The 24,892-nt window shown below is 69.5% G+C and carries 26 protein-coding genes and 1 tRNA gene; 10 read left to right on the top strand and 17 right to left on the bottom strand.

The features are described from left to right. Nucleotides 1-17: 17 nt before the first annotated feature. From AB0P11_RS08000 to AB0P11_RS07990, 3 genes are all read right to left on the bottom strand, one after another. Nucleotides 18-1,109: an ATP-binding protein gene (locus tag AB0P11_RS08000; RefSeq protein WP_363521106.1), complete on the bottom strand. Its 1,092-nt coding sequence runs from the start codon at nucleotides 1,107-1,109 to the stop codon at nucleotides 18-20. Nucleotides 1,110-1,176: 67 nt separating this feature from the next. Then, on the bottom strand, nucleotides 1,177-1,614 hold the full coding sequence (gene arfB, locus AB0P11_RS07995; RefSeq protein ID WP_363521103.1) for an alternative ribosome rescue aminoacyl-tRNA hydrolase ArfB: 438 nt from the start codon (nucleotides 1,612-1,614) through the stop codon (nucleotides 1,177-1,179). A 34-nt stretch (nucleotides 1,615-1,648) separates the two neighbouring features. Next, nucleotides 1,649-2,962 (bottom strand): MFS transporter, encoded by a 1,314-nt coding sequence (locus AB0P11_RS07990; RefSeq protein WP_363521100.1) that lies wholly within the window; start codon nucleotides 2,960-2,962, stop codon nucleotides 1,649-1,651. Between the two features lie 70 nt (nucleotides 2,963-3,032). Between AB0P11_RS07990 and AB0P11_RS07985 the strand changes: the two genes are divergently transcribed. Beyond that, the gene (locus AB0P11_RS07985) at nucleotides 3,033-3,644 is read left to right on the top strand and encodes a helix-turn-helix domain-containing protein (RefSeq protein ID WP_285363968.1); all 612 of its coding nucleotides are present in this window, start codon (nucleotides 3,033-3,035) and stop codon (nucleotides 3,642-3,644) included. Between the two features lie 17 nt (nucleotides 3,645-3,661). Here AB0P11_RS07985 and AB0P11_RS07980 read toward each other — a convergent pair. Beyond that, a tRNA-Met gene (locus AB0P11_RS07980) sits at nucleotides 3,662-3,737 on the bottom strand. Between the two features lie 136 nt (nucleotides 3,738-3,873). On the opposite strand from AB0P11_RS07980, the gene AB0P11_RS07975 reads away from it, so the two are divergent. Continuing rightward, nucleotides 3,874-4,809 (top strand): hypothetical protein, encoded by a 936-nt coding sequence (locus tag AB0P11_RS07975; protein ID WP_363521096.1) that lies wholly within the window; start codon nucleotides 3,874-3,876, stop codon nucleotides 4,807-4,809. Between the two features lie 34 nt (nucleotides 4,810-4,843). Here the strand turns inward: AB0P11_RS07975 and AB0P11_RS07970 are convergent, their stop codons facing one another. The 5 genes from AB0P11_RS07970 to AB0P11_RS07950 form a co-directional block, all read right to left on the bottom strand. Then, nucleotides 4,844-6,235, bottom strand: coding sequence for a DUF6716 putative glycosyltransferase (locus tag AB0P11_RS07970; protein WP_056279664.1), 1,392 nt, complete (start codon nucleotides 6,233-6,235; stop codon nucleotides 4,844-4,846). Next, nucleotides 6,232-7,104 (bottom strand): N-acetylneuraminate synthase family protein, encoded by an 873-nt coding sequence (locus AB0P11_RS07965; RefSeq protein WP_056279662.1) that lies wholly within the window; start codon nucleotides 7,102-7,104, stop codon nucleotides 6,232-6,234. The genes AB0P11_RS07970 and AB0P11_RS07965 overlap by 4 nt, the downstream gene beginning before the upstream one ends. An 85-nt stretch (nucleotides 7,105-7,189) precedes the next feature. Beyond that, nucleotides 7,190-8,380, bottom strand: coding sequence for an acylneuraminate cytidylyltransferase (locus tag AB0P11_RS07960; RefSeq protein ID WP_363521771.1), 1,191 nt, complete (start codon nucleotides 8,378-8,380; stop codon nucleotides 7,190-7,192). A gap of 39 nt (nucleotides 8,381-8,419) precedes the next feature. Next, nucleotides 8,420-9,778 (bottom strand): polysialyltransferase family glycosyltransferase, encoded by a 1,359-nt coding sequence (locus AB0P11_RS07955; RefSeq protein ID WP_056279661.1) that lies wholly within the window; start codon nucleotides 9,776-9,778, stop codon nucleotides 8,420-8,422. Beyond that, nucleotides 9,775-10,755, bottom strand: coding sequence for a glycosyltransferase family 2 protein (locus tag AB0P11_RS07950; RefSeq protein ID WP_056279659.1), 981 nt, complete (start codon nucleotides 10,753-10,755; stop codon nucleotides 9,775-9,777). The genes AB0P11_RS07955 and AB0P11_RS07950 overlap by 4 nt, the downstream gene beginning before the upstream one ends. Before the next feature lie 153 nt (nucleotides 10,756-10,908). Between AB0P11_RS07950 and AB0P11_RS07945 the strand changes: the two genes are divergently transcribed. Together AB0P11_RS07945 and AB0P11_RS07940 are read left to right on the top strand one after the other, a co-directional pair. Next, nucleotides 10,909-11,802: a hypothetical protein gene (locus AB0P11_RS07945; RefSeq protein WP_056279657.1), complete on the top strand. Its 894-nt coding sequence runs from the start codon at nucleotides 10,909-10,911 to the stop codon at nucleotides 11,800-11,802. A gap of 37 nt (nucleotides 11,803-11,839) precedes the next feature. Continuing rightward, on the top strand, nucleotides 11,840-12,124 hold the full coding sequence (locus AB0P11_RS07940; protein WP_053097557.1) for a DUF4229 domain-containing protein: 285 nt from the start codon (nucleotides 11,840-11,842) through the stop codon (nucleotides 12,122-12,124). Between the two features lie 30 nt (nucleotides 12,125-12,154). Here AB0P11_RS07940 and AB0P11_RS07935 read toward each other — a convergent pair whose 3' ends face one another. From AB0P11_RS07935 to AB0P11_RS07920, 4 genes are read right to left on the bottom strand one after another with little or no spacing between them, the layout of a single operon-like run. Beyond that, on the bottom strand, nucleotides 12,155-13,132 hold the full coding sequence (locus tag AB0P11_RS07935; RefSeq protein WP_053097558.1) for a 1,4-dihydroxy-2-naphthoate polyprenyltransferase: 978 nt from the start codon (nucleotides 13,130-13,132) through the stop codon (nucleotides 12,155-12,157). 45 nt (nucleotides 13,133-13,177) lie between these two features. Next, a complete protein-coding gene (locus AB0P11_RS07930; protein ID WP_053097559.1) occupies nucleotides 13,178-13,822 on the bottom strand; it encodes a dihydrofolate reductase family protein in 645 nt (214 codons plus the stop codon). Nucleotides 13,823-13,878: 56 nt separating this feature from the next. Next, a complete protein-coding gene (locus tag AB0P11_RS07925; protein WP_053097560.1) occupies nucleotides 13,879-14,169 on the bottom strand; it encodes a DUF4287 domain-containing protein in 291 nt (96 codons plus the stop codon). Nucleotides 14,170-14,192: 23 nt separating this feature from the next. After that, nucleotides 14,193-14,555, bottom strand: coding sequence for a cupin domain-containing protein (locus AB0P11_RS07920; protein WP_082586670.1), 363 nt, complete (start codon nucleotides 14,553-14,555; stop codon nucleotides 14,193-14,195). 45 nt (nucleotides 14,556-14,600) lie between these two features. Between AB0P11_RS07920 and AB0P11_RS07915 the strand changes: the two genes are divergently transcribed. Further along, nucleotides 14,601-15,644, top strand: coding sequence for a DUF5937 family protein (locus tag AB0P11_RS07915; RefSeq protein WP_285363947.1), 1,044 nt, complete (start codon nucleotides 14,601-14,603; stop codon nucleotides 15,642-15,644). 16 nt (nucleotides 15,645-15,660) lie between these two features. Here AB0P11_RS07915 and AB0P11_RS07910 read toward each other — a convergent pair whose 3' ends face one another. Then, on the bottom strand, nucleotides 15,661-16,125 hold the full coding sequence (locus AB0P11_RS07910) for an Lrp/AsnC family transcriptional regulator (RefSeq protein WP_053097561.1): 465 nt from the start codon (nucleotides 16,123-16,125) through the stop codon (nucleotides 15,661-15,663). 72 nt (nucleotides 16,126-16,197) lie between these two features. Here AB0P11_RS07910 and AB0P11_RS07905 point away from each other — a divergent pair, with 72 nt between their 5' ends. Then, complete coding sequence (locus AB0P11_RS07905; protein ID WP_053097562.1) at nucleotides 16,198-17,637, top strand: DUF6421 family protein; 1,440 nt, start codon at nucleotides 16,198-16,200, stop codon at nucleotides 17,635-17,637. A 111-nt stretch (nucleotides 17,638-17,748) separates the two neighbouring features. Next, entirely contained in the window at nucleotides 17,749-18,390 is a 642-nt protein-coding gene (locus AB0P11_RS07900) for an SDR family NAD(P)-dependent oxidoreductase (RefSeq protein WP_363521085.1), read from the top strand. A 51-nt stretch (nucleotides 18,391-18,441) separates the two neighbouring features. Here the strand turns inward: AB0P11_RS07900 and AB0P11_RS07895 are convergent, their stop codons facing one another. Then, entirely contained in the window at nucleotides 18,442-19,980 is a 1,539-nt protein-coding gene (locus tag AB0P11_RS07895) for an MFS transporter (protein ID WP_230100401.1), read from the bottom strand. Nucleotides 19,981-20,072: 92 nt separating this feature from the next. Between AB0P11_RS07895 and AB0P11_RS07890 the strand changes: the two genes are divergently transcribed. Further along, the gene (locus tag AB0P11_RS07890; RefSeq protein ID WP_053097565.1) at nucleotides 20,073-21,140 is read left to right on the top strand and encodes a low specificity L-threonine aldolase; all 1,068 of its coding nucleotides are present in this window, start codon (nucleotides 20,073-20,075) and stop codon (nucleotides 21,138-21,140) included. A 24-nt stretch (nucleotides 21,141-21,164) separates the two neighbouring features. Here AB0P11_RS07890 and AB0P11_RS07885 read toward each other — a convergent pair whose 3' ends face one another. Next, complete coding sequence (locus tag AB0P11_RS07885) at nucleotides 21,165-21,764, bottom strand: DUF4916 domain-containing protein (protein WP_053097566.1); 600 nt, start codon at nucleotides 21,762-21,764, stop codon at nucleotides 21,165-21,167. A 113-nt stretch (nucleotides 21,765-21,877) separates the two neighbouring features. Here AB0P11_RS07885 and AB0P11_RS07880 point away from each other — a divergent pair, with 113 nt between their 5' ends. Beyond that, complete coding sequence (locus AB0P11_RS07880; protein ID WP_285363941.1) at nucleotides 21,878-22,534, top strand: alpha/beta fold hydrolase; 657 nt, start codon at nucleotides 21,878-21,880, stop codon at nucleotides 22,532-22,534. A gap of 258 nt (nucleotides 22,535-22,792) precedes the next feature. Next, nucleotides 22,793-24,466, top strand: coding sequence for an ABC-F family ATP-binding cassette domain-containing protein (locus AB0P11_RS07875; protein ID WP_363521080.1), 1,674 nt, complete (start codon nucleotides 22,793-22,795; stop codon nucleotides 24,464-24,466). A gap of 2 nt (nucleotides 24,467-24,468) precedes the next feature. On the opposite strand, the gene AB0P11_RS07870 is transcribed toward AB0P11_RS07875, so the two are convergent. Then, nucleotides 24,469-24,879 (bottom strand): DUF6157 family protein, encoded by a 411-nt coding sequence (locus tag AB0P11_RS07870; protein WP_363521077.1) that lies wholly within the window; start codon nucleotides 24,877-24,879, stop codon nucleotides 24,469-24,471. Between the last annotated feature and the right edge of the window lie 13 nt (nucleotides 24,880-24,892).

Genomic DNA, 24,892 nt, shown 5'->3' with positions numbered 1-24,892 from the left:
GCGCCCGAGGGGTGGCGCTACGGGGTCGAGCGGAGCGGCACCGAGACGTCGCCGCCCGCTTCCTCCGTCAGTCGCTCCCCCATCTGCACGAACGTCGGCTCTGCGATGAACCCCCCGGCGAAGAGGGCCTGACCCTGTCTGAAGGTCTGGGACCTGCGGATCGCCTCCTCCGGCGCGAAGCCGAACACCTCGGCCAGCTCCGCCAGGTCGCGCGGCGCGTTGACGCGCATCAGACCGAGGTTGTCGCACTGCGAGAGCACGTTCGGATGGATCTTCGTCGGCCGCTGTGTCGACAGGAACAGCCACAGCCCGAACTTGCGCCCCTCGGCGGCGATCTGCACGAGTTGCTCGGTGAGCGCCCGCTCGACCTCGGTGCGCGGGTCGGGAGGGCACAGATTGTGCGCCTCGTCGATCACGATGAGCAGGGGCTTTCGCTCCTCGCGACGAGCCCACAGGTGCTCGAGCACCGCGAGGGCTGCGACCTTCGGTTCGGCGGGGTGGTCGAATCCGCCGAGGTCGAGCACCGTCACCCGCGGCCGCTGCTCGATCACGTCGACGACCGACGGCTCGCCGCGGGACCAGAGCTCCCACTCCAGCACCTGCAGGTTCTCCATGCGGTCGGCGAGTCGGTTGCGGGCGTCGTGCCCGCCGTCGCGCAGGTGGGGCACGATGCGATCCGAGCCGAGCAGCCTCGCGTTCTGATCGAGATGGAGGAGGACGTTGTACTCCTCGGCATCCTGGATCGGACTCATCCGCAGCACGGCTGCCTTGGATGCCGGCGACAGATCGATGTAGCGCACGCGCAACGGCTCGCCCTCGACGCGCCCCGAGCGGAACACCCGGATGTCGGAGTCCGCGATGCGCTCGGCGTGATGCGGGGCCGCGGACGGCCGCGTGCTCTGCAGCCGCACGAAGTCGGCGTTCGGGTCGAGGATCAGCATCGGCAGCTCGGTCTCGAGCAGGAGCTGCTCGAGCACGACGCCCAGCGCGTAGGTCTTGCCGCTGCCGCTCTGGCCGCACCAGAAAGTGTGCCGGTTGAAGCGCCGCGGATCGAGGGTGACGGTTCCGAGCCCGCTGTCGAGAGGCGTGCCGATGGTGAGTGCGGTCATGAACTCAGAGTGCCCGCAGAGGGCGGGTGGCGAAAGCGGACCTCACCTTGTCGGTGCGATGCGCGGGTCAGTCGCTCGGGCGCCTGCGCAGCTGCTTGACATCAGTGCGCTGCTGCTTCGCCTTGAGCCGCCGCTCTTTCGACCCTCGACTCGGCTTGGTCGCGCGGCGCTGCGGCGCCGGCGGACGCAGCGCCTCGGCGACGATGCTCGCGAGTCGTTCACGTGCGGCGTCGCGGTTGCGCAGCTGGGCGCGGTGCTCGGATGCGGCGATGGTCAGCACGCCGTTCACGAGACGCCCGCTCAGCCGATCGAGGAGGCGATCACGCTGGTGCGGGGTGAGCGTCGTGCTGCCCGCGGCATCCCAGAGGAGTTCGACCCGCGAGTCCGCCGTGTTCACACTCTGTCCGCCGGGGCCCGACGACCGCGAGAAACGCCACGACAGCTCGGCCTCGGGGATCGTGAGACCCGACGAGACCCGCAGACCGGGGCGATGAGGACTGGGCATGTGTCCATCATCCCCCGGCTGCGGAGCCTGCGTCTCAGCTGCGGGCGTCGGTGACCGCGACCGGGACGTCCCTCGCGTCGGTCTCGACCTCGGCCCCAACATCGTGCGTCCGCGCGTCCTTCTTGGCCGTGTTCGCGATGTGCGCACGGGACACGACGATCACGGCGACGATCATCAGCGCGACGCCGAGCCAGTAGGGAGCCGCATGGCTGACCGTGACATAGAGCGCACCGGCGATCAGAGGGGCCGCCGTGTTCATCGCGGCGTTGAGCGACTGCGTCGCTCCGCCGAGCCAGCCCTGCTCGTCGTCGCCGACCGCGTTCGACATGGCTCCGTCCATCGCCGCGGTCGAGGCGCCCTGCCCTGCGGCGAGCATCAGCGCACCGACGATGAACACCCACGGCTGCGCGAAGATCGACGCGACGACAGCGAGCCCGGCCAGTCCGATCGCCTGCGCCACGATGCCGCTGATGATCACGCCGCGCTCGCCGATGCGAGGAAGCAGGATGCCGAGCAGCACGCCCTGGATGAGGACGTCGATGATGCCGACGCCTGCCGTGAGCAGACCGATCTGCGTCGGCCCCCACTGGATCGAGTCCAGCGCGAGCACGCTGAAGTTGTTGACGAAGAAGCCGAACGGGAGCGCCAGGAGGCCGAATCCGATCATCAGACCACGCAGCTCTTTGCGTCCGAACGCTTCCTTGAAGACGCCGAACGGCTGGATCTCGCGCACCGAGATGCGCTCGATCCGGTTCTCGGGCGCGAGGCTCTCGGGCAGCAGGAAGATGCTGAGGATAGCGATCACGAGGGCGACGGCTGCGGTGAGGAAGACCGGCAGCTGCAGGCTGACGGCCGCGAGGAGTCCGCCGATCGCGGGTCCGATCATCATGCCGATTCCCGAGAGCGCACCGAGCAGACCGAACCGCTGAGCGCGCTTCTCGGGCGGCGTGATGTCGGCGAGGTAGGCGAAGAGGGCCGGAAGGTCGCCGGCGGTGAGTCCCTGGATGACCCGCGCGAGCACGAGCACCCAGATCGCTCCCCCGATGCCGAACAGCGCCATGGCGAACGCCGCTCCGAAGGCGGCGGCGATGATCACCGGTCGCCGCCCGAAGCGGTCGGACAGGCGACCGAGGAAGGGGGCGACCAGGAAGGCGCACAGGCCGTTGATCGCTTCGAGGATGCCGACCCAGATGGCGAGGTCACCTTCGTGCGACACGTACTGCAGCACGACGAACGGCAGGACGGGAAGCACGACGGTCATGCCGACGACGGTGAGCATCGTCAGCACGATGAGCATGGTCCAGGCGCGCTTGTCGCTGCGCGCGAGCGATGTGTTTATTGAAGTCACTCCGAAACTGTATCAATACCAGTTTTGTTGTCAAGCCAGTTTCGGATCGGGTTCGCGATATCGTGGACGCATGACGAACGTTGAGCCGATCGGTCGCCGCGAGCGCAAGAAGGCCGCGACGCGCAAGAACATCTCCGATGTCGCGACGATGATGTTCCTCGAGCGCGGGTTCGACAACGTCAGCATCCGCGAGGTCGCGGACGCGGCCGACGTCTCCCCGACGACGGTGTTCGCGCACTTTCCGCAGAAGGAGGCGCTCGTCTTCGACGAGGACGACGAGCAGCGGGACCGGCTCGTCTCCGCCGTTCGCGACCGCGCCCCGGGCGTCACCATCAACCGCGCGATCCACGACTTCTACACGGCCGAGGTGCACGCGAACCTCGCCGAGCACGGCGCGGAGGTGTCGCAGGTCTTCTCGCGGTTCCTCAACGAGACGCCGGCGCTGCGTGAGTACGCCGCCCGGATGTGGCTGCGACACGAGGACGCGCTCGCGGATGCGATCGCGGTCGAACTGGGACTGACCCTGGCCACCCCGGAGATCCGCGTGTACTCGCGGTTCGTGCTGCAGATGCAGCTGCTCGTCAACGAGAGCGACGACCAGCTCGGGATCCTCGCCGCCGGATTCACCGTGCTCGAGAACGGATGGGCGCCGGTCGAAGCGCGGATCACCGGCGAGGACTGACGGCGTCACCGGTGAAGTGGACGCGACGGCGGGAGTCGAACCCGCAACGCCATCAGGTATGAGCTGAGGCCCGGGACCGCCCGGATCGCCGCGATGGGAATGACGCTACCCGGCCCCGACCGGGAAGACCAGGAACGTTGCGGGGATTGACAGAGTGAGTCCGCGCATGACAAGGACCGTCGCGGGGCGTCACACGTCGGCGTCGGCCCGGCGGTGTACCGTCACGATCATGGCAGCCGCAGACGCCCCCGTCACGACCGGACAGAAGACGCATCGCTACCTGCGTCTGGCGCTGGTTCTCATCGTCGTCGCGCTGATCTTCGCTGTCGTGCTGCAAAGCATCGTCGTGTCGTGGACACCCCTGATCTTCGGCTGGAACCCGCTGCCCTCGATCAGCCACGCCTTCTACACACCGGTCCGCGACGTCTTCGTCGGCACCCTGATCGCGGCATCCGTGGCCCTGCTCGCGCTCTCGGGACGCAGTCGCGCGACGACCCTGCTCGACGTGTGCGCGGTGTTCGCGCCGCTCATCGCGATCGTTCCCGTGGGCATCGCCGATCCGCGCGCGGTCGACCGGATGCCGTGCCCGACGGCGCAGGAGTGCATCCCCGTCGACGCCGTCGCAAGCGCGAAAGCGGGAATCGCCGTCTACGCCGTGGTAGTCGTGGCGGTCGTGGTCACGATGGCGCTGATCCGTCGCCGCACCCGCACCCCGAATCGCTCGGCGACGCTCGTCTCGATCATCGCGCTCGTGACCGCGGTCGTGGTCGTGGCGCTCGCTTTCGCTCCGGCGGTCAACGAGCACTTCCCGTTCAACTTCTGGCCGGTCAACAGCATCCACTTCGCAGCGACCCTGTTGTTCTTCGGAGTGTTCGCAGCCGTCCCGATCCTCTACGCGGGCGGGCCGCTCGACCCGGACGAGACGCCACCCACGCCCCGACAGCGCACGATCTATCGGTGGATCTCGGGGCTGATGATCGCCGACCTCGTGCTGCTGGTGGTGGCTCTGCTCTTCCGTCAGGCTTTCGGCGAGACTCCGGTCGTGCTGATCGGCGAGGCCGTCGCGCTGATCCTGTTCGCCACGTTCTGGTGGGTGCAGACCTTCCAGCGGTGGGACGACCCGAACCCGCCGTCGATCGCCGCGCCTCGACCGTCCACCGCGTGAGGGCGCTCAGCCGTGTGAGGGGTCGGCCGCGCCCTCAGCGCCGGATCGAGTCGTGGAAGGGGTTCGGCTCGAGCGTGAAATCGGTCGACGCGTCGGCCCAGGTGCCGCCGCCCGCCGACGATCGACCCCGCCGCAGAGCGCCGAGCAGCGCCGTGGTAGGCACGCCGACGGCGAGCGCCGCGGTTCCGCGGAGTGTGCGGTCGTTCGACCCGAGCACACTCGCGCGATACCACGCCTCATGCATCGCGCCACCGCGGGCCGCCGGCACGCGCTTCGCCGGGAGCCCCCCGGCGCGGCGCAGCGCGACGAGCTGTTCGACGTGCTCCCACCAGGTCGACTCGGCCGAGGGGTGGAAGTAGTTGTCACGCAGCCAGACGGGGTGCGGATGCCGGAAGCGCCCGGCCACGACCTCACTGCGCCCGCCCAGCAGACCGCTGCCGACGAACACTGTGTTCAACAGGCTCTTGCTCACTCCGAACGAGTCGAGGGCGATCACGGGCACCCCCTGCGCCACCGCCTCGACCGCCGCGGTGGAGCTGACCGTGACGAGTCCGGCCGCCGTCGACAGCGCCTGTGCCATGGATCCGTAGGAGACGACGAGGTTCTCCGGACGCCTCGCAGGGAGCAGATCGAGGTACGCGTCGCGTTCGAGATGCGTCTCCGACTCACCGGGCCGCGACCGCAGCTTGACCACCACACGACGGTTCGGGTCCGCTTCGGCCGCGCGCACGAGGGTGGCCGCGATCTCGGCGCGCTCCTCCCGGTCGGTGGGCACGAGGGCCTGGGCCGCGAACACGATGTCGGTCGCCGGCATCCGCACCGCCCGGGGCTCGGCCGGCCTCTCGGCGACGAGGGTTCCGGACGATCCTCCGGACTCGGCCGCGATCACCCGTGCCCGATCAGCCGCCACCATCCGCGATCGGGATCTCGCGAACGGCAGGGTCGCGAGCGCCGTCGGCACCTGCACGCCGATCCGGCGACCGAGCTCGGCGAACGCGCGCTCCTCCCGATGCGAGTGCACGACGAGCAGATCGGCGTTCCGCCGGTACTCGAGGGCACCGCGCTGCGCGGGAACGGCCATGCCCGGAAGTCCGGCGACGACGACCGGTCGCACGGTGAGCCCGTCGACGACCCGGCCCAACAGGCGAACGAACGGGCCGCGGCCGGCGAGCAGCACGACGTCAGGGCGCTGGCCCTCGAGCCAGGCGCTCACGCGCGCGAAGGACAGGCGGGTCACATCGTCGGACAGCATCCCCGTGCCCGCCAGCGCACTCCGCTGCTGGTCGAGGCTGGCGGTCAGCGGCGTCTGCACGAGCAGCAGGTGCGGACGGATGCCGGGCACGCTGCCGAGCAGCGACGCCGACCATTTCACGAACGAGTCGGCGTCGGCGATCGCGACGACCCGCAGCGAACCGGATCCGCTCATGCCGGGATGCGGCGCAGCTTGGCCATCGGCGCCCGCTCACTGTCGAACACGCGCTTGACGCCGTCGCCCAGAGCCATCTCGATCACGCGGATGTCGCGCACGAGGTGCTCGAGTCCGGTGGGTTCGAGGGATGCCGCATGGTCGGAGCCCCACATCGTGCGGTCGAGCGTGATGTGGCGTTCGACGGCCACCGCTCCGATCGCGACGGCGGCGAGCGAGATCTGCAGCCCCCGCTCGTGGCCCGAGTATCCGACCGGAACACCGGGGTAGCGGTCGCGCAGGGTGGCGATCGCGCGCAGGTTGGCCTCTTCGGGCTCGAGCGGATACGTCGAGGTGGCGTGCATCAGCACCACCCGGTCGGTGCCGAGGGTCGTGAGGGCGCGGTCGATCTGCTCGATCGTCGACATGCCGGTGGAGAGGATGACGGGCTTGCCGGTCTCGCGCAGCGCGACGAGCAGCTCGGTGTCGGTCAGGCTCGCGGAGGCGACCTTGTGCGCCACGACGTTGAGGTCTTCGAGGAATGCGACGCTCGGCACGTCCCACGGCGACGCGAACCAGTCGAGCCCGAGCATCGTGGCGTGATCGCCGATCGCGATGTACTCGTCACGGCCGAACTCGACGCGGCGGCGGTAGTCGAGGTAGCTCATGGTGCCCCACGGCGTCTCGCGCGGAACATCGCGCATGTGCTCGGGGGTGGAGATCTCGGGGGTGCGCTTCTGGAACTTCACGGCGTCGGCTCCCGCCTTCGCCGCGACGTCGATCAGGCGCTTGGCGAGGTCGACGTCGCCGTTGTGGTTGAGGCCGATCTCCGCGATGACATAGGCGGGGTGACCGCCGCCGATCACGCGTGAGCCGATGCTGACAGTCATGGTTCCTCCGGTCGTCGAAATGGCCTTCTCTCCTGAGTACGCGCCGGGGGTGAACGCCGAACGACAGGAGGGTTACCGGCACCGGTCAGGCGGGCAACACCCGTTCGATCAGCTCGCGGACGGCGCCGTGGCCGCCCCGGCGCGTCAGCACGACCCTGGCGGCCTCGAGCACCAGCGGATGCGCGTCGGCCACCGCCACCGGCCAGCCGACGATGCGCAGCGCCGGCAGGTCGTTCACGTCGTTGCCCAGGTACGCGATGTCGGCCAGCGCGATGCCGACCTCCTCGGCCCACCCGCGCAGCGCGGACTCCTTGTCGTCGATGCCGTGCAGCACCGGAACGCGCAGCTTGTCGGCCCGAGCCCGCACCACCGCGTTGACCTCGGTGGAGAGGATCAGCATCGGGATGCCGGCCCGCCGCAGCAGCGACACCCCCATGCCGTCTTCCCGGCTCACCCGCACCCGTTCGATGCCGTCGGCGTCGACCGTCGCCGTGTCGTCGGTGTGCACGCCGTCGAAGTCGGTCACGATCGCTCGCACCGGCACCCGGTCCGGGCTCTCGTGAAGGGCGGCGAGCGCTCGGGCGATGCGGAGCTGCTGCTCGTCGTCGATCTCGATCGCCGTCCATTCGGGCACCTCGGCGACGCGGATGCGGCCGAAGAAGCGGTGCTCCGCCTCACGGAAGCCGTCAGCGCGGAAGACGTAGAACGCGCCCGTCTCGAGGTAGTGCGGCTCGCGATCCTGGCGACGCGGGCGACGCGCGGCGTCGTGGTTGAGTGCGACGGCTGCGTCGGCATCCGCGCTGCGTGCCCAGAGGAATCCGTAAGTCTCATGGGCCGCGAACACGCTGTCCGCCCGACGCGCGCTCACCTCGCGCACGGCACGAGACAGGGCCTCGCGCGGGATGAACGGCGATGTCGCCTGCAGGAAGGCCACCACGTCAGCCCGGTCTCCCCCGGCGGCGAGCTCGTCGAGAGCATGCAGGATGGCCGACTCCGACGACGCCGTGTCGCCGGAGATCGCGGTCGGTCGCCGCACGACTCGCGCCCCGGCCGCCTCGCTCACCGCCGCGATCTCGTCGTCGTCGGTCGACACCACCACGAGGTCGATCCCCTCGGCCTCCAGCGCCGTGCGCACGGCGCGTTCGATGAGAGGCACACCGCCCACACGGCGCAGGTTCTTGCGCGGCACGCCTTTCGACCCGCCACGCGCCGGGATGATCGCGACGACCCTGCCGACATCCGTCCTCTGCTGCTGCTGCTGCTGCTGCTCGATCATGCCGCTCGTCCCCTCGCCGTCATCGCCCGTCATCGTCCGTCATCGCCCTCTGAGCACGCGCCAGGCACGCGAGAGTCTGCGCCGCGCGGCGAGCACGGTGAGCCGCACCTGCTCGACTCGACCGATGCCGCCCACCGGGCGCAGCACGCGACGGATCGCCGTCTCGCGCGGGGCCCCGGGCAACCGCAGTTCGATCAGCCTCTCGGGCGCGAAGTAGCGATCGCGATCGGACGGGCGGATGCCGGAGAGCAGCTGCTCGGCACGATCGCGGAGGTGTGCGGCGACGACGGGCTGCATGACGTAGCCGACCGCGTCGATCAGGAGCTGCATGCGCGCCGGATCGCGATACGGGGAGTCCGGCCTGGTCAGCGCGTCCACGATCGTCGCAGGCACCCGGTTGCTGTTCTCGTACGGGGTCAGACGTGCGAGCACGGTGTCGGTGCCCACCGCCTCGATCTCTCGACCGAACAGGGTCTGGACGGTCGGCAGCGCCGTCGAGAATCCGGCGATGACGGCCCTGGCATCGACCCGCTCGGCCAGCGCCTCTGCGGCGAGCGCGCCGCGGTACTCGCGGAAGTCGATGCCGTGGACCGCTGCTCGGTCGCGCAGCGCGTCGCTGAGCCGAGGCGGCGCCGACGGGTGCGGCTTGAAGACGATGTGCTGTGGTCGCCGGCCGGCCGCACGATCGATCATCTCCTTCTGCAGCGCGATCTCCTCGCGCTCGCCGACCAGGCCGAGGGCGGACAGGTACTGGCCGAGGACGAGCACTGTCGGCTCTCCGTCGAGCGCGCTCTCGAGCTCCGCCGTGTCGTCGACCGCCTCGGCGGTCTCGGCGAGCACCGCCCGGAACAGATCGGGTGAGACCGGCACCGGCGTCGCGACGGGCGAACCCACCAGCGGTGTGACCCCCGGCACCACGTCGACGTGCACGACGCGGCCGATCCGAGCGGTGATCGTGTGCGGCATCCGCACCCGCATCGGCGAGTACGTCATGAGCCCGTCGCCGATGATCGTGAGACGCGCATGAGGGAAGATCTGCATCAGGACGCGCGCCGGGGCGACCTGCGGGCTCTGCACGAGCAGTTCGAGGTCGCCGGGGTCGATCCCCCATGCCCTCGTCAGCAGTCGCCGCAGCAGCGGCAGGTCGGCGGCATCCGGCTTCCAGGAGCTCGGATGCAGCGGACCGAGCAGCGCGTCGAGATCCTCGATCCGGTCGAACCGGTCGCGGAGGCTCGCGAGCGCCGGGTCGGCGACGATGCCCACGGACGTCTCGGGCACCCGCGAGGACACGAACGGCACGAGCACGCGCTCGCCATGCTCGCCGAGCAGCCCGCCGTCGAGCGCGGCGGCGACGGTGGCGAGCCCATAGGCGCTGTGCACCGCGAAGAGCTGGGTCATGCCGCACGTCCGACCGCACGCAGCAGCGGGGCGAGCACTCGGCGACGCGGCCCGTCGAGGCGCGACAGCACGGCCGTCGTCTCACTCTGGGGCAGGCGGGCCAGCAGCCCGCGGAGGCCCGCGCGCATCTCGGCGCGCAGCGACGGCGTCATCCGCCTCGATCGCACCAGGTGCCGGGACGAGAGGGCCATCACGCTCCACACGGCCTTCGGGAGGAAGCGGTCGGCCTCGGCATCCGCCTCGACGATGTCGAGCACCTCCCCCATCGCCCGCACGAAGTCCAGCTGGCGGCGGTCGCGCACCTGCGTCAGCGATGTCGACACCCCCCGGCGGTAGAGCAGGGCAGGAGCGTCGACCACCGCGAACGACCGGGCCTGCAGATGCAGACGCCAGATCCACGGACGATCCTCGGCGGTGAACAGGCCGGGTGTGAACCCCGCGATTCCCTCGTCGATCAGGCGACGGTGCAGGATGCCGGCCCACGCGAACGGATAGTCGACCATGGTCGGCTCGTTCTCGGGCAGGATCGCGTCGCGCGGAGAGCCGACCGCCTCGCGCCACGGGTGAGGCGCCGGCACCAGGGTGCGCACGCCGTCCTTCACGGTGACGTGATCGGTGCGGAGCATGTCGCAGCGCAGCTCATGCAGTCGGCGCACCAGCACCGAGAGCCGCCCCGGCTGCATCCAGTCGTCGCCGTCGAGAAAGCAGAACGCGTCGCCGTCGACCCGCTCGAGCCCCTGATTGCGGGCGCTCGCGAGCCCCTTCGGCCGGGCGTTGACGATGACCTCGGCGTGCGGGAAGCGCTCGGCGTAACGTCGCATGAGCATGCCGGTGTCATCACGGGAGCCGTCGTCGATCGCCACCAGCTTGAGCGCGGCGGGATCGTCGAACTGCCGTGTCAGCGTCTCGAGCGTCGTGCCGATGTAGGCTCCTGCGTCCTTGGCGGGCAGGATGACGGTCACGAGCGGTGTGCGCACAGAACTCCCCCGGGTCGACGGTGTCGGAATGCTCTCAGGCGCTCCTTGCCGGTCGGCGGCCTGCGGGTGAACGCGCGGTGACGTGATCTCGGTCGACCCCGGCGTGGCGATGCCGGATTCGCACCGCGCCCGGGGATCGGCGACGATGGGACCATGCTCTGGCCGTTCGGAACGACGTGGCGCCCGGTGCGGCAGAAGCGCCGCAGCACGGTCGACCTGCGGTGGCTGAGCGCCCGCACCTGGACCCGCCGCTGGTACCCGCAGGGCATCGACCTGGGCCTGTGGCAGGGGCGTCGGACTCTCGCCGTGAGCTGGTTCCGGCAGCAGCTCGACGGACACCATCTGGCATCGCGGGTCGCGTTCGTCGACCTCGAGCGCTCCCGACATCTCGACGTGCTGCTCGCGATCGACGAGGACGGTGAGCTCCAGCCCGCCCGGATCCACGCCGGCGGACTCGCGTGGTTCGACGACCGCCTGTTCGTCGCAGCCACCGGCCGTGGCATCTGGGAGTTCGACCTCGCCGACATCCGGCGCGTCCGCGGCCCGGAGGCGCGACGCCTCGCCGGCGCGCGGGGACGCGGTCTGCGGGCCACCGCGCTCGTCGCGGTGCGCACCCGCGTGCACCCGCTCGACCTCCGCTGCTCGTACCTCGGCCGCGTCTACGACGACGAGGGAGTGCCCCTGCGGAGGGTGCTCATCGGCGAGTACACCCGCGACGACGAGGGACGCATCGGCGAGTTCTCCGTGCCGGACGGCGATGGCGACGAGTTCCGCGAGATCAGCCGTTTCTCGCCAGGGATCACGCACATGCAGGGCGCCGTCCGCTGGGGTGACCGGCACTTCGTCTCGCAGTCGGATCACATGCGACCCGGCGTCCTGTGGACGGGGAACCGCGATTCGCTGGCACGCGACCGGGTGCCGCTGCCCGTCGGCTGCGAGGACCTCGCGCTCGACCTCGACGAGAAGCTGCTGTGGTCGCTCGGCGAGCACCCGTGGAAGCGCGTCGTGCGCGGCATCCCGTTCCGGACGCTGGGCATCGACGGCTGACAGCTGACACCTCAGGTCGCGAACGTAGACTGAGCAGGTGAAGAACCGTGCACCTTTCCTCGTCTACACCGTGCTGCGTCTGCTGGCCTTCCTCGTGCCGCTGGCGATCATGTGGTTCTTCTTCCCGATCTTCCGCGAGTACTGGTGGCTCGCCGCGATCTTCGCCGCGCTCATCGGCGTGAGCATCTCGATGCTGTTCCTGCGCCGGCCGCTCACCGACGCCTCGGCCCGGATCGTCGAGCGCCGCGAAGGCAAGAGCTCCGCCGCGCAGAAGGACGCCGACGTCGAGGACGACGCGATCGACGGCGCCGAGAGGGCCTGACGCACAGCGCCAGCCGGTTCGATCGGCGGCTCAGCCGGCGAGGGCCCAGAAGAACGCACCGGCATAGAGCAGTGCGGTCAGCGATGTCAGCGCCAGGGCCGTGACGAGCTCCTTCGCCTGACGATAGGTCCAGACGATCAGGATGGCCGGGAGCCCGGCGAGCAGCGCGAGCAGCCCGATCCACGCGATCGGGTACAGCAGTGCGATGAACGCGAGGATGCCGAAGGGCACGATCACGAACAGCGTGAAGAGCACCTGGGTCGCGCGCTTGCCGATCAGCACCGTCAGCGTGCGCTTGCCGACCAGGCGATCCTGATCGATGTCGCGCAGGTTGTTGGCGAGCAGCACGGCGCAGGCGAAGAGGCCCGCCGCGATCGCCCCGAGCCACGCCTGCTGGGGCAGTTCGAACGCCTGCACCCACGTCGTGCCGAGCGTCGCGACGAGGCCGAAGAAGATGAAGACGAACACCTCGCCGAGAGCGTTGTACCCGTAGGGCCTCTTGCCGCCGGTGTAGAACCACGCGGCGATGATGCACGCGGCGCCGATGGCCAGCATCCACCACTGCTCGGTGCGGACCACGATCGCGACGCCGACCGCCGCAGCGAGCGCGAAGAAGACCAACGCGGCGACGAGCACGGTGCGGGGCTTCACCCGACCGGATGCCGTCAGGCGGGCCGGGCCGACGCGCACGGCATCGGTGCCCCGGATGCCGTCGCTGTAGTCGTTCGCGAAGTTGACGCCGACCTGCAGCAGCACGGCGACCGCGAGGCACGCGAGCGCGATCACCCAGTGGAACTCCGGACCGGTGCTGCGTGCGGCGCCGGTGCCGATGACGACGGGGGCGACGGCGAGCGGAAGAGTGCGCAGCCGTGCGGCGCCGATCCAGTCGCGGACTGTGACGGGCCCGGCGTCGATGGCGGTCTGGGTCGCCGGATTGCCGCTCGCCCGCTTCGCGGGATTGCCGCTCACACGGGGCTGATTCTTCTTGCGCTTCGAGGATGCTGCCACGCAGGGAATCCTACTGGGGGCGCCGATGGACGCCCCCTCTGCGCCTCAGTCTCGGCGGAAGTTCAGATGGATGACACCGCTCTCGGCCACCTCGGAACGCAGCTCGTAGTCGTTCTCGATGCCGCGCAGTCCGTCCCAGATGCGCTGCCCGCTGCCGATCACGAGCGGGTTGACCGCAAGGTGCAGCCGGTCGACCAGGCCCCTGCGCAGGAACTGCCGCACGACGTCGATGCCGCCGCCGACGCGCACGTCCCGGTCGCCGGCCACCGCTGCAGCCCGGGCGAGCGCCTCCTCCGGGGTCGTCTCGAGGAAGTGGAAGACGGTCCCGTTGGCGAACTCGATCGGCTCGCGCCGTGCATGCGTGAGCACGAAGACCGGCACCTCGAACGGCGGCTCGTCGCCCCACCATCCGCGCCACTCGGTGTCATCGGGGTTCTGGTGCAGACCGAACATCCCGGCACCCATGATCTCGGCGCCGACGCCCTCGAAGTACTCCTGGGCGTATCTCTCGTCGACGCCGGTCGTGCCGGCACCCGACGTGTCGCCGAGCACGCGGCTGCGGAACGTCCGCGTCGCGGTGTACGCCCCGACCAGACGCGACCAGTCCTCGCCGAACGGATTCTCGGGTGATTGGTCGGTGGTCGTCGCCAATCCGTCGAGGGAGACGTTGAGATCGACGCGGACTGCCATACGGGCTCCTCGGTGCGGTGTTCTGGGTGTTCTCGGTCGTGCGGTGGCGGGCGGGATCAGCCGTCGGGGTTGGTGTCCTTGCCGTCGAGCCAGAGCGTGTCGGACGCATCGCCGTGCGCGCCGCCCTTGCCGACGTGCTTGTCGCTGATCTTCGGCCCCTTGAGTATCACGTGGACCATCGCCTGGGCATGCCCGTGCCCGAGACCGTAGTCCTGCTTGAGCCAGTTGAGGACGACGGTGGACTTGGTCGTCTCGTCGAAGCCCTGCTCCTTCGCCAGTTCGATGAACTGCCGCGGGGTGAGGCCGGTCTGCGTCTCGACCTTGTCGAGGTATGCCTGGAAGGACATGGGTGCTCCTGGTGTGTCGTGGGTCAGTCCTCGGAGAGGAAGGTCTGGATGATCGTGGCGGACGCATGGATGCCGATGAGGCGCAGCGTTCCGCGACCGATGTTCGTGAAGGAGTGTGGAACGAAGGCCGGGCCCGTGGCCGTGTCACCGGCGGAGGCGACGATCGTGTCCGCGCCCACCGTGATGCGCGCCGTGCCTTCGAGCACCACCCACGTCTCGGGGTAGGGATGCCAGTGCAGCCCGGGCCCGTCGCCGGGCTGATTCTCGACGTAGAAGTAGGAGATGGCCGCACCGTGATCCGCGCCGACGAAGCGTCGGCTGTTCCCGGTTCCGATGCGGATGTCCGCTGCGGCGACGGCTGCGAGAGCAGATGACGTGGTGTTCATGAGCCCAGTCTCGACAGGCAGTGATGAACGACCTAGAGTTTCGATGTGGATCGAAACTCTGTCGTCGCAGGTGCCGGCACGCCACGCGAGGGCGTCGAGCACCCCGACCACCGCGTGGAGTTCCTTCTGAGCCCCGGAGACATCCAGGCGGTGCGATTCGGCATATCCCCCGGGCATGAGCTCGCCCACGCGGTGCGCGTGCTGCTGCGGCCGGCCCAGCATCCCCTGCAGTGGGGATGGCTGCGCGCCGTGCGCGATCGGCTGCCTCGCGAGAGCTTCCGCCTGCTCGCCGTCGTCGTCGGCGATGACGGCTATCTTCCCGACTTCTTCACGACCGCCCCCGCATGGGACATGACACCGGAGACCGAGCTGTCGGCGCTGCGCAGCGCACCCCTCGATCCACTGCGCGTCGACCTCGGCAAGATGGTCATCCGCTCGACCGGCGCTCGCCGACGCGCACTGCGCGACATGCAGCAGCAGCCCGAACGAGCGCGGGCGATGATCGCAGACGCCTGGTCGGAGATGTGGGATGCCGCACTGGCGCCGGTCTGGCCGCAGCTGGATCGGCTGCTGCGAGCCGACATCGCGGTCCGATCGCGAGTGATCGCCACGTCGGGGATCAGAGAGATGGCCGGGGGCCTCCACCCGAAGGTGACCTGGGGCGACGGGGCCGTGCGCGTCTCGCTGCGCCGCCACAGCGAGGTCGTCGACTGCCACGGAAGCGGGCTGGTGCTCGTTCCGTCGGTGATGTCGACATGGGGGTGCATGGTGCTCACCGAGCCGCCGGCGCAACCCACGCTGTTCTACCCGGCGCGCGGGGTGACCGCCGGCTGGTCGAGGGACGCCGCCGAGATCTCCGGGGCGCTGGGCGCCCTCCTCGGCCCCGCTCGCGCCGGCATCCTCCTGGGAGCCGGCACGTCCCGCACGACCTCGCAGGTCGCTCAGGACGCGGGAATCGCGGTGTCGACCGCATCCCACCACCTCACCGTGCTGCGCGACGCAGGACTGATCTCGAGCGAGCGCGACGGCGCGAGGATGCTGCATCTGCGCACGCCCCTCGGCGAGGCGATGGTCGGCGCCGCCCTGTGAGCACCGCGCGTCCGCGCTATGCGGATGCGTCCGGCGCGACCGAGATGATCGGCCGGTGCTCGTAGTAGGTCTGCAGCACGACCGTGGTGCGGGTGCTCACGTTCGCGGCCAGCCGGATGTCGCGCACGAGCTCTTCCAGCGCGCGGGGCGAGGCGACCCGCACGAACAGCATGTAGCTGGCGTCTCCCGCGATCGAGTGGCACGCCTCGATCGCGTCGAGGTGTTCGAGAAGCTCGGGGGCGTTGTCGGGCTGCGCCGGGTCGAGCGGCGTGATCTCGATGAAGGCGGACAGGGGCGTGCCGACGAGTTCGGGGTCGAGGATCGCGCGGTAGCCGGTGATGATCCCGCGCGTCTCGAGGCGACGCAGACGTGACTGCACGGCCGACACGGAGAGGCCGACAGCATCGGACAACTGGGACAGTGTCGCGCGGCCGTCTCGTGAGATCTCGGCCAGGATCGCGCGGTCGACAGAGTCATCCATAGATGTAATATTATCGTCAGGATTCCGTATATGCCGGAATCTTTCCGTCAAACTCTCCGATCGGAGGTCCCGATGTCCATCATTTCTGCCCACAGCACCGCTGTTCAGGCCATCGTCGGCGAACCCGAGGTCGTCGAGGACGCATCGATCGCCGAGCAGAGCGTCGCCTGGGCTCAGCTCAAGGACGCCGCGATCGCGATCCGCGAGATGCAGATCAAGGACGGATCGATCCCGGATGCCGCGCACCACGCCGCGGCGCGCGACCTCGTCGCCGCGATCACCGCCGGCATCCGCGCACTCGCTCCCGCCTTCCCGCACGACGCCGAGTACCTCGCCGCCTCCGTCGTCGACTTCGACCGCTGGGTCTCGGAGGGCTTCGGCGTGCCGGACTTCCTCGACTCGCTCCTGGCGTTCCAGCCGCAGCAGCACCGCGTCGACGGCATCCGCCACCTGGTCGTCTTCCCGATGTACACGCAGAACGGATCGAGCGACCGACTCGTCGAGGCGCTGATCGTCGAGACGATCTGGCCCGAGTTCATCGCCGCCCTCGAGGCCGGCGACTACGGCAACAAGCTGTTCGTCTCGCTGCGTCTGGTCGACTTCACGCCCGGCTACGACACCAACTCGGCCGTGCTGTTCCCCGAGACCGTCGCGATGCGCGAGATCCCCTCGTTCACATGGGGCGCGATCTTCCAGGACCGCGAGGCCGCTCGCTACCGCCGGGTCACCCGCGCCGCTGCCGCGATCACCAACCTCGACCTGCCTGAGCGCGCGAGCGCGATGCTCGACGATCAGCAGGTGGCTGAGAAGACCTTCGTCATGTGGGACATCATCCACGACCGCACCCACATGCGCGGCGACCTGCCCTTCGACCCGTTCATGATCAAGCAGCGGATGCCGTTCTTCCTCTACTCGCTCGAGGAGATGCGCTGCGACATGACGGCGTTCCGCGAGTCGGTGAACATCGAGCGCACCCTCGCGGCCCGCATCGCCGCGGGTGAGGAGCTCACCGAGACCGAGCAGGAGATGCACGACTACGCGCACCTCGTGCAGTACGCGGTGATCTTCGACCGGATCTTCCGCTTCTCGATCACCGGCACCCGCACGCGCAACTACGACGCCGTCGGCGGACAGCTGCTGTTCGCCTGGCTGCACCAGCGCGGCGTGCTGCACTGGACCGACACGGCGCTCACCTTCGACTGGGACAACGTGCCGGATGCCGTCGTGGCTCTGGGCGACGCGATCGACGACCTGTACTGGCACTCGATCGACCGCCCGAAGGTCGCGCACTGGCTCGCCGCGTACGACCTCGTGCGCGGCACGCTCACGCCGCACCCGGCATCGCAGTGGGCCCGCGGTCTGTCGGACGAGATCCTCGCCGGCGCGCCGAAGGGTTACACGGATGCCGTGATGGACGACGAGTTCCCGCTGTCGATGTTCTTCGAGACCCTCGACAAGAAGATGAAGGCGGTCATCGAGTCGACCGTCGGCATCCGGGGCACCGACGACTGACTCGAATCGCGCATTTCTGGGGTCCGATCGTGTGGTGCGACCGGACGCAGCGTCTGCGGCCATTCCTGCCCGGGGTGGCCGCAGAACTGTTTCGTCACGAGAGTTGAGCACATGAGCGTCAGCGACCGCACGATCCTCCTCGCCGGAGCCACCAGCCCGTCTGGCCTCGCCCTGGCGCGAGCACTCGTCGACGCCGGCGCGCGCGTCGTCGCCACCGGCCGATCCTCAGAACGGCTGCACGCGCTCGACGCACTCGGCGCACAGGTCGAGGTGGCCGACGCGACCTCGCTGGCGTCGATGACGGAACTCGCTTCCCGCCTGCAGGCGATCGACGCCGTGATCCCGCTGGTCGGCGGCTGGCGCGGCGGAGGGGGCCTCGCCGGGCAGACCGACGACGACCTGCACGCGCTTCTGCCCGCGTTCGATGCGGTGCGCGCCACCAGCCGCGCCTTCGACTCCCTGCTACGCGCCTCTGGCGCCGGACGTTTCGCGATCGTCTCGTCGACAGCGGTCGGTCGCCCTCTGGCGGGAGGCGCGAACTACGCCGCCGTCAAGGCCGCGAGCGAGGCGTGGACGCGCGCGGTGGCGCAGGGCTTCGCGAAGGCAGCGCGGGATGCCGTCGAGCCCCTGCGCGCGGCATCGGTCGTCTTCCGCGCCAAGGCACTGGACCCGGACTCGCTCGCGCCGCAGGTGCTCGCGCTGTGGGATGCGGACGCCGCCGATCTCAACGACCGGATCATCACGCTCGACTGATCACCGCAGCCCGTTCCGCCGCCGACGCGTTCAGCTGGTGACGCCGTTCCGCTAGCGGCGCGCCTCCGGCACCTCAGGAGGGAGCCCTCGGAGGGGCGGCGGAGCATCCGCGACGCGCGCATCGACGCTGCGGTCCTCCGCGGAATCCGCTCGGCCCTCGGCCACCGCGTCCGCGTTCCACTCGGCGCCGGTGCCCGTGCCGCCGCCCGTGTTCTCGCCTGCGTCGTCCGGTGCGCCGTCGCCGTCGCCGTCGGGTTCGCCGTCGCCGGGATTCTGCTCCGGCGCGTTCGCGTAGAGCTCGGTGAGCTTGCGATACGACTTCGTGAAGAAGGCCAGCGTCGCGGCGATCACCATGATGATGCCCGCGAACAGGCAGATCAGGGCGATGCCCCGAGCCTCACCCTCACCCAGCAGCCATTCCCACTGCTGCTGCCCCTCGGGCGTCCTCATGTACGGGATGATCAGGAACTCCGCGATCGGCGCGATGAGGAATGCCGTGATCGGAGCGGCTGCGGCTTCCATCGCCGCGGCGACGCCGAACACACGCCCCTGCCTGTCATAGCGGACGACCTTCTGGATGATGGTCTGCTCGGCCGCCTCGACGGGCGGCACGAGGGCCATGTAGATCCACATGCCGACGACGTAGAGCGGCCACCATTCGCGCAGCATGAACACCGACCCCAGGATGCCCATCGCGATCACGACGAGCAGCAGGGTGCGCATGGGTTTCGCCCCGAGGCCGAACTTCGCCACGAGCCCGCCGCCGATCAGGAACCCGGTCGACGCGAACGCCAGCGCGAAGCCCCACATCTGCGCGTCGAAGAGCGTGAGACCGTACGGATCCATCAGCGCCATGTACACGCCGCCGATGAGGTTGTTGAACGTCGAGAAGATGATCAGCGCGAACAGTCCGGGGGCCAGCCGGATCGCCGCCACACTGCCGCGGAAGTCGAGGGCGCTCTTCGCATCGGGGTCTGGCTGCGGCGCCCCCTCGGGGATGCGGATGAAGAGCAGGTGCACGAAGGTCAGCACCATCGCGCCGATCGCGATCGCGAGCGTCCACCCCATGCCCAGGAAGCCGATGGACAACCCGGAGAAGACGCTGGTCACGAGGAAGGCCAGACCCTGCACCGTGCCGACCAGGCCGTTGGCGTTGGCCCGTCGATCTTCGGGGACGAGCAGCGTGACGGTCGTCGAGAGCGCGATGTTGCGGAGCTGCTCGATCACCCCGCCGAACAGGATGATCGCCGAGAACAGCCAGAACCACGGACCGCCGAGGTCGAGCAGCGCCGCCTCCGGCTGCCAGACGTAGAGAACGCCGGCGATCAGGAAGGCGACCGCCGAGATGACGCTCGAGAGCAGCATCACCGTGTGTTTGCGATTGCGGTCGACGATGGTGCCGAAGATCATCGCGAAGAAGGCGATGAACAGCATGTACGCGCCGCCGATGACGCCGGTCGCGAGCACGGACTGCGTCTCGATGTAGACCCAGAAGGTCAGCGCGAACCACAGAAAGCTCGTCGTCACGTTCGCGATGAGCGTGTTGACGAGGACGTTCGCGAAGGCGGTCTTCGCAGCGCTGCGCTCCATGAATTAGAGGGTAGGCGGGGCCTCGGACATTCGCTAGAGCGGTATGCCGGCCGGGGGACGCCGGGCTCGGCATCCGCCCGTAGGCTTGTGCGGTGACTATTCAGCATGACCCCGCGGTCCGGGGCTTCGCCAGCGACAACTATTCCGGCGTCCACCCCGAGGTCCTCGCGGCCATCGCAGCGGCGAACGGCGGCCACCAGGTCGCGTACGGCGAGGACGCCTACACCGCACGTCTGCAGGAGGTGTTCCGCGCCCACTTCGGCGAGGGCGTCCAGGCGTTCCCGGTGTTCAACGGCACGGGTGCGAACGTCACCGGCCTGCAGTCGATGCTGCCCCGCTGGGGAGCCGTCATCGCGGCATCCTCCGCGCACATCAACGTCGACGAGGGCGGAGCGCCCGAGAAGATCGGCGGATTCAAGATCCTCGCCGTCCCGACCGACGACGGCAAGCTCACGCCCGAGCTCGTCGACCGCGAGGCCTGGGGCTGGGGCGACGAGCACCGCGCGCAGCCGCTCGTGGTCTCGATCACGCAGTCGACCGAGCTCGGCACCCTCTACTCCGTCGACGAGATCCGGGCTCTCGCCGATCACGCGCACGAACGCGGCATGACCCTGCACCTCGACGGCGCGCGCATCTCGAACGCGGCCGCAGCCCTCGACGTGCCGCTGCGCGCGTTCACCCGCGACGCCGGCGTCGACGTGCTCAGCTTCGGCGGCACGAAGAACGGCGCCATGCTCGGCGAGGCCATCGTGGTGCTGAACCCCGAGGCATCGAACGGACTGCAGTACTCCCGCAAGTTCAACATGCAGCTGTCGTCGAAGATGCGCTTCGTCTCCGCCCAGCTCATCGCGCTGCTCGAAGGAGACCTGTGGCTGCGCAACGCCCAGCACGCGAACGCCATGGCGCAGCGGCTGCGCGGGGCGATCGAGGCCGGCATCGCGGCCGGTGAGATCACCGGCGTCTCGTTCACGCAGCCGACCCAGGCGAACGGCGTGTTCGCGCAGCTGCCCGATGGCATCGCCGACCAGCTGCGCGAGAAGTTCCGCTTCTACGACTGGGATGCCGCGCGCAACGAGGTGCGGTGGATGTGCGGCTTCGACACCGAGGAGTCCGACGTCGACGAGTTCGTCGCAGAGCTCGCGCGCCTCACGACACGCTGAGCTGAGCGGGACTGAGCGGAGCGGCTAGCGCAGCAGACCGAGGTTCGCGAGCGCCAGGCGGATGAGGGTGCCTCGCCCGCCCTCCATCTCGGCGGCGACGGCGTCCGATGCCGCGGCCTCGGGCGAGAACCAGGTGACCTCGAGTGCATCCTGGCGCGGCTCGCACGTGCCGGTGACCGGCACCACGAACGCGAGCGAGACGGCATGCTGACGGTCATCGTGGTAGGCGCTGACCCCCGGGATCGGGAAGTACTCGGCGACCGTGAAGGGCAGCGGCTGCGGCGGCAGCAGCGGGAACGCCATCGGGCCCAGATCGTTCTCGACATGGCGGAACAGCGCATCGCGGATCGTCTCGCCGAACCGCACTCGCCCCGAGACGATGGTGCGCGTCATCTCGCCCATGGGCGTCGAACGCAGCAGGATGCCGATCTCGGTCACCTGCCCGGAGCCATCGGTCCTCACCGGGATCGCCTCGACGTAGAGCATGGGCAGATGGCGTCTCGCCTCCGCCAGCTCGAAGTCGCTCAACCACCCCGGGTTGGAGTCACGCGAGGGCTGTGCGGCGCCGAAGCCCTCCATGCCGTCGTCGGGCTCGGGGTCGGGATCAGGTGTGCGGACGGCCATGTCTCCTTTCTACCAGCAGCGCCCTCCGGCGAACACCGACTTGAGGCCACGACCGGCATACGATCCGATGATCGTCTCCTGCGGGTGTCGGACGGCGCTGGCAGGATGGGACCGTGAGCGAAGAACTGATGATCGACGGGCTCCTCACGCGCTGGTCGACGGAAGATCGCGCGGGGATGCCGCTGCTGGTGCTGCTGCACGGATACGGCGCCGACGAGCACGACCTGTTCGGTCTCGTCCCTTACCTGCCGGACGGCATCGTGGTCGCGTCCGTCGCCGCCCCGCTCGCTCCCCCGTGGCCGATGCCCGGGCGCTCGTGGTACGCCATCGAGGGTCTCGACGGCCGCAGCTCGGCATCCGTCACCGTCGCGGCAGAGGCGTTCCTGCGCTGGCTCGACGATGTCAGGGCCGACGCCCCTGCCGTGGCCCTTCTCGGGTTCTCGCAGGGTGCCGCCGTCGCCCTGCAGGCCATGCGACTCGCGCCCGGGAGCATCGACACCGTGGTGGCCCTCAGCGGTTACGCAGCGCCCGGCGAGCTGCCGGGCGACGATGCGCTGACCGAGGCGCGACCGCACGTCTTCTGGGGCCGAGGCACGAACGACCAGGTGATCCCCCAGGCGCTGGTCGCGCACACCGCCGAGTGGCTTCCGGCGCACTCCGAGTTGTCCGGACGCGTCTACACCGGGCTCACGCACAGCATCTCGGAGGAGGAGCTCCGAGACGTGCGCGCGTTCCTCACGAAGTGGTTGGAGCGCGCCGTCGAGGCGTGACCGCCCCCGCACGCAGCCGCGACACGCCCGGGGTTGCGAAACTCCGACACGCCCGGGTATCGTCGTTGAGTCCTGTCCGCCGTGTCTGGAAGTCCTTTGATCTGATCCGTCGCCTCCGCGCTCATCTTTCCGCGCGCTGACCCGACGATCGCCGACTCCACGGCAGACCACCGCCCGCTGTCCTTCGACAGCGACCCGCTCAGACGGGCCCATCGGGCGACCGGTGTCAGTGCACCCTCGCACTGGACAGGAGACACCATGTCAGTCCCCACTCTTCATTCATCGGTCACCCTCGATCGACTCACCTTCACCTGGCCCGACGGCACGTCAGCGCTCGACTCGGTCTCCGGATCATTCGGCTCCGGTCGCACCGGCCTCGTCGGTCGCAACGGCGCCGGCAAGTCCACGCTGCTGCGGCTGATGGCGGGCGAGCTGACCCCGACGGCCGGGCACCTCACCACCACCGGCGAGGTCGCCTACCTGCCGCAGCAGCTCACACTCGACGTCGACCGCCGGGTCGCCGATCTTCTCGGAGTGGCTCCCGCCCTCGATGCCGTCCGTGCGATCGGCGCGGGCGACGTCGATCAGGTGCACTTCGACACGGTCGGCGACGAGTGGGACATCGAAGCGCGCGCCGAGATGTCCCTGGCAGACGCCGGGCTCGCCCCCGAGTTCCTCGACCGGAGGGTCGGCGAGCTGTCGGGTGGTGAGGCCGTGCTGGTCGCGATCGCCGGCATCCGTCTCCGGCGCGCGCCGATCACCCTGCTCGACGAACCGACCAACAATCTCGACCGCGACGCCCGCGCGAGACTCGCGGCGATGGTCCGCTCGTGGAAGGGCACACTCATCGTTGTCAGCCACGACCTGTCGCTGCTCGAACTGATGGACGACACCGCCGAGCTCTACGCCCAGACGCTGAGCGTGTTCGGCGGGCCGTACTCCGAATGGCGCGCCTGGTTGGACGCCGAGCAGGATGCCGCGAGGCAGGCGGAGGTGACGGCGAAACAGGAGTTCCGCAAGGAGAAGCGCCAGCGCATCGAGGCCGAGGTCAAGCTCGCCCACCGAGCGCGCACCGCCAAGAAGGCCGAGATCGAGAAGCGCGTGCCGAAGATCGTGGCCCACGGGCGCAAGATGGCGGCCGAGGTGTCGGCGGGCAGGCTGCGCACGGAGGTCGGGGCGAAGGAGGATGCAGCCCGCACTGCGCTCGACGAGGCGGGGCGGCGCCTGAGGTCCGACGCGTCGATGAAGATCGAGCTGCCGGATCCGCAGGTGTCACGCAGTCGTCGCATCGCGACGATCGGCGACGGCGAGAGGTCGTGGATCATCCAGGGCCCCGACCGGGTCGCGCTGATCGGGCGCAACGGCGCCGGAAAGACCACGCTGCTCGAACGGCTCGTGGCCGACGTCGGCCACGACTCCGGAGAAGCGCTGCCGCTCGACGCGGACCGGCCCGATCCGTCAGGTGACGACGCGGATCTCCGGAGCTCCGGAGCGCGCCTCGTCGCGACAGCTCTCACCGACCGGATCGGCTACCTGCCGCAGCGCGTCGACGGGCTCGAGGAGAACCGGTCGGTATTCGAGAACATCGCGGATGCCGCACCGCAGGTGCCCGAGAAGGAGCTGCGCAATCGCCTCGCACGGTTCCTCATCCGAGGGGCCACCGCGGAGCGACCTGTCGCCGCTCTGTCAGGCGGCGAGCGGTTCCGCGTGGCTCTGGCGAAACTGCTGCTCTCGGACCCCGCACCCCACCTCGTGGTGCTGGACGAGCCGACGAACAACCTCGACATCGACACGGTCGATCAGCTGGTCGAGGCGCTCCGGGCATACCGCGGGGCGGTGCTGGTCGTGAGTCATGACGATGCGTTCCTCGCGCGTCTCGACCTGGGACTCACGCTCGAGATCGACGTCGACGGCTCACTGACCTCGAGGTGAGCTCACGCCCGTCGGCTCCGCATCGCCCGGGTATGGGCGATCGCGGGGTCGGCGGCGAGCAGGGTGTAGTCCTCGGATTCTCGAGGGACGAGCGCGACCCGCCCCTCGGCGTCGTGGGCGATCCCCCACCCGTAGCGTTTTCCCCGCGGTGATGAGCGCAGGCAGGGCTGCCCCTTCGAGAAGAACGCCTCGCGTGCGGCGGAGTCGTCGGGGTCGATCCCGGCACGCAGCGCATGCGTGGTGAAGATCACGTCGTCGGAGGTGCGCGCATACGGCTCCTGCGCGATCAGTCGATAGTGCAGTGCGGCGATCGTGGGCCTCTCACCCGTCGGCGGCTCTTCGGCGTGGTCGACGGGACAGTCTTCTGCGACCTCGATGAACGTGCTCGCGTAGTTCGTGGTGTGCGTCGCCATGCCTACAGCATGC

Source organism: Microbacterium sp. NPDC079176 (genome assembly GCF_040686675.1).
Classification (GTDB): domain Bacteria; phylum Actinomycetota; class Actinomycetes; order Actinomycetales; family Microbacteriaceae; genus Microbacterium.
Note: the sequence above shows the minus strand (reverse complement) of the source record. Positions and strands in the feature narration are given on the sequence as shown.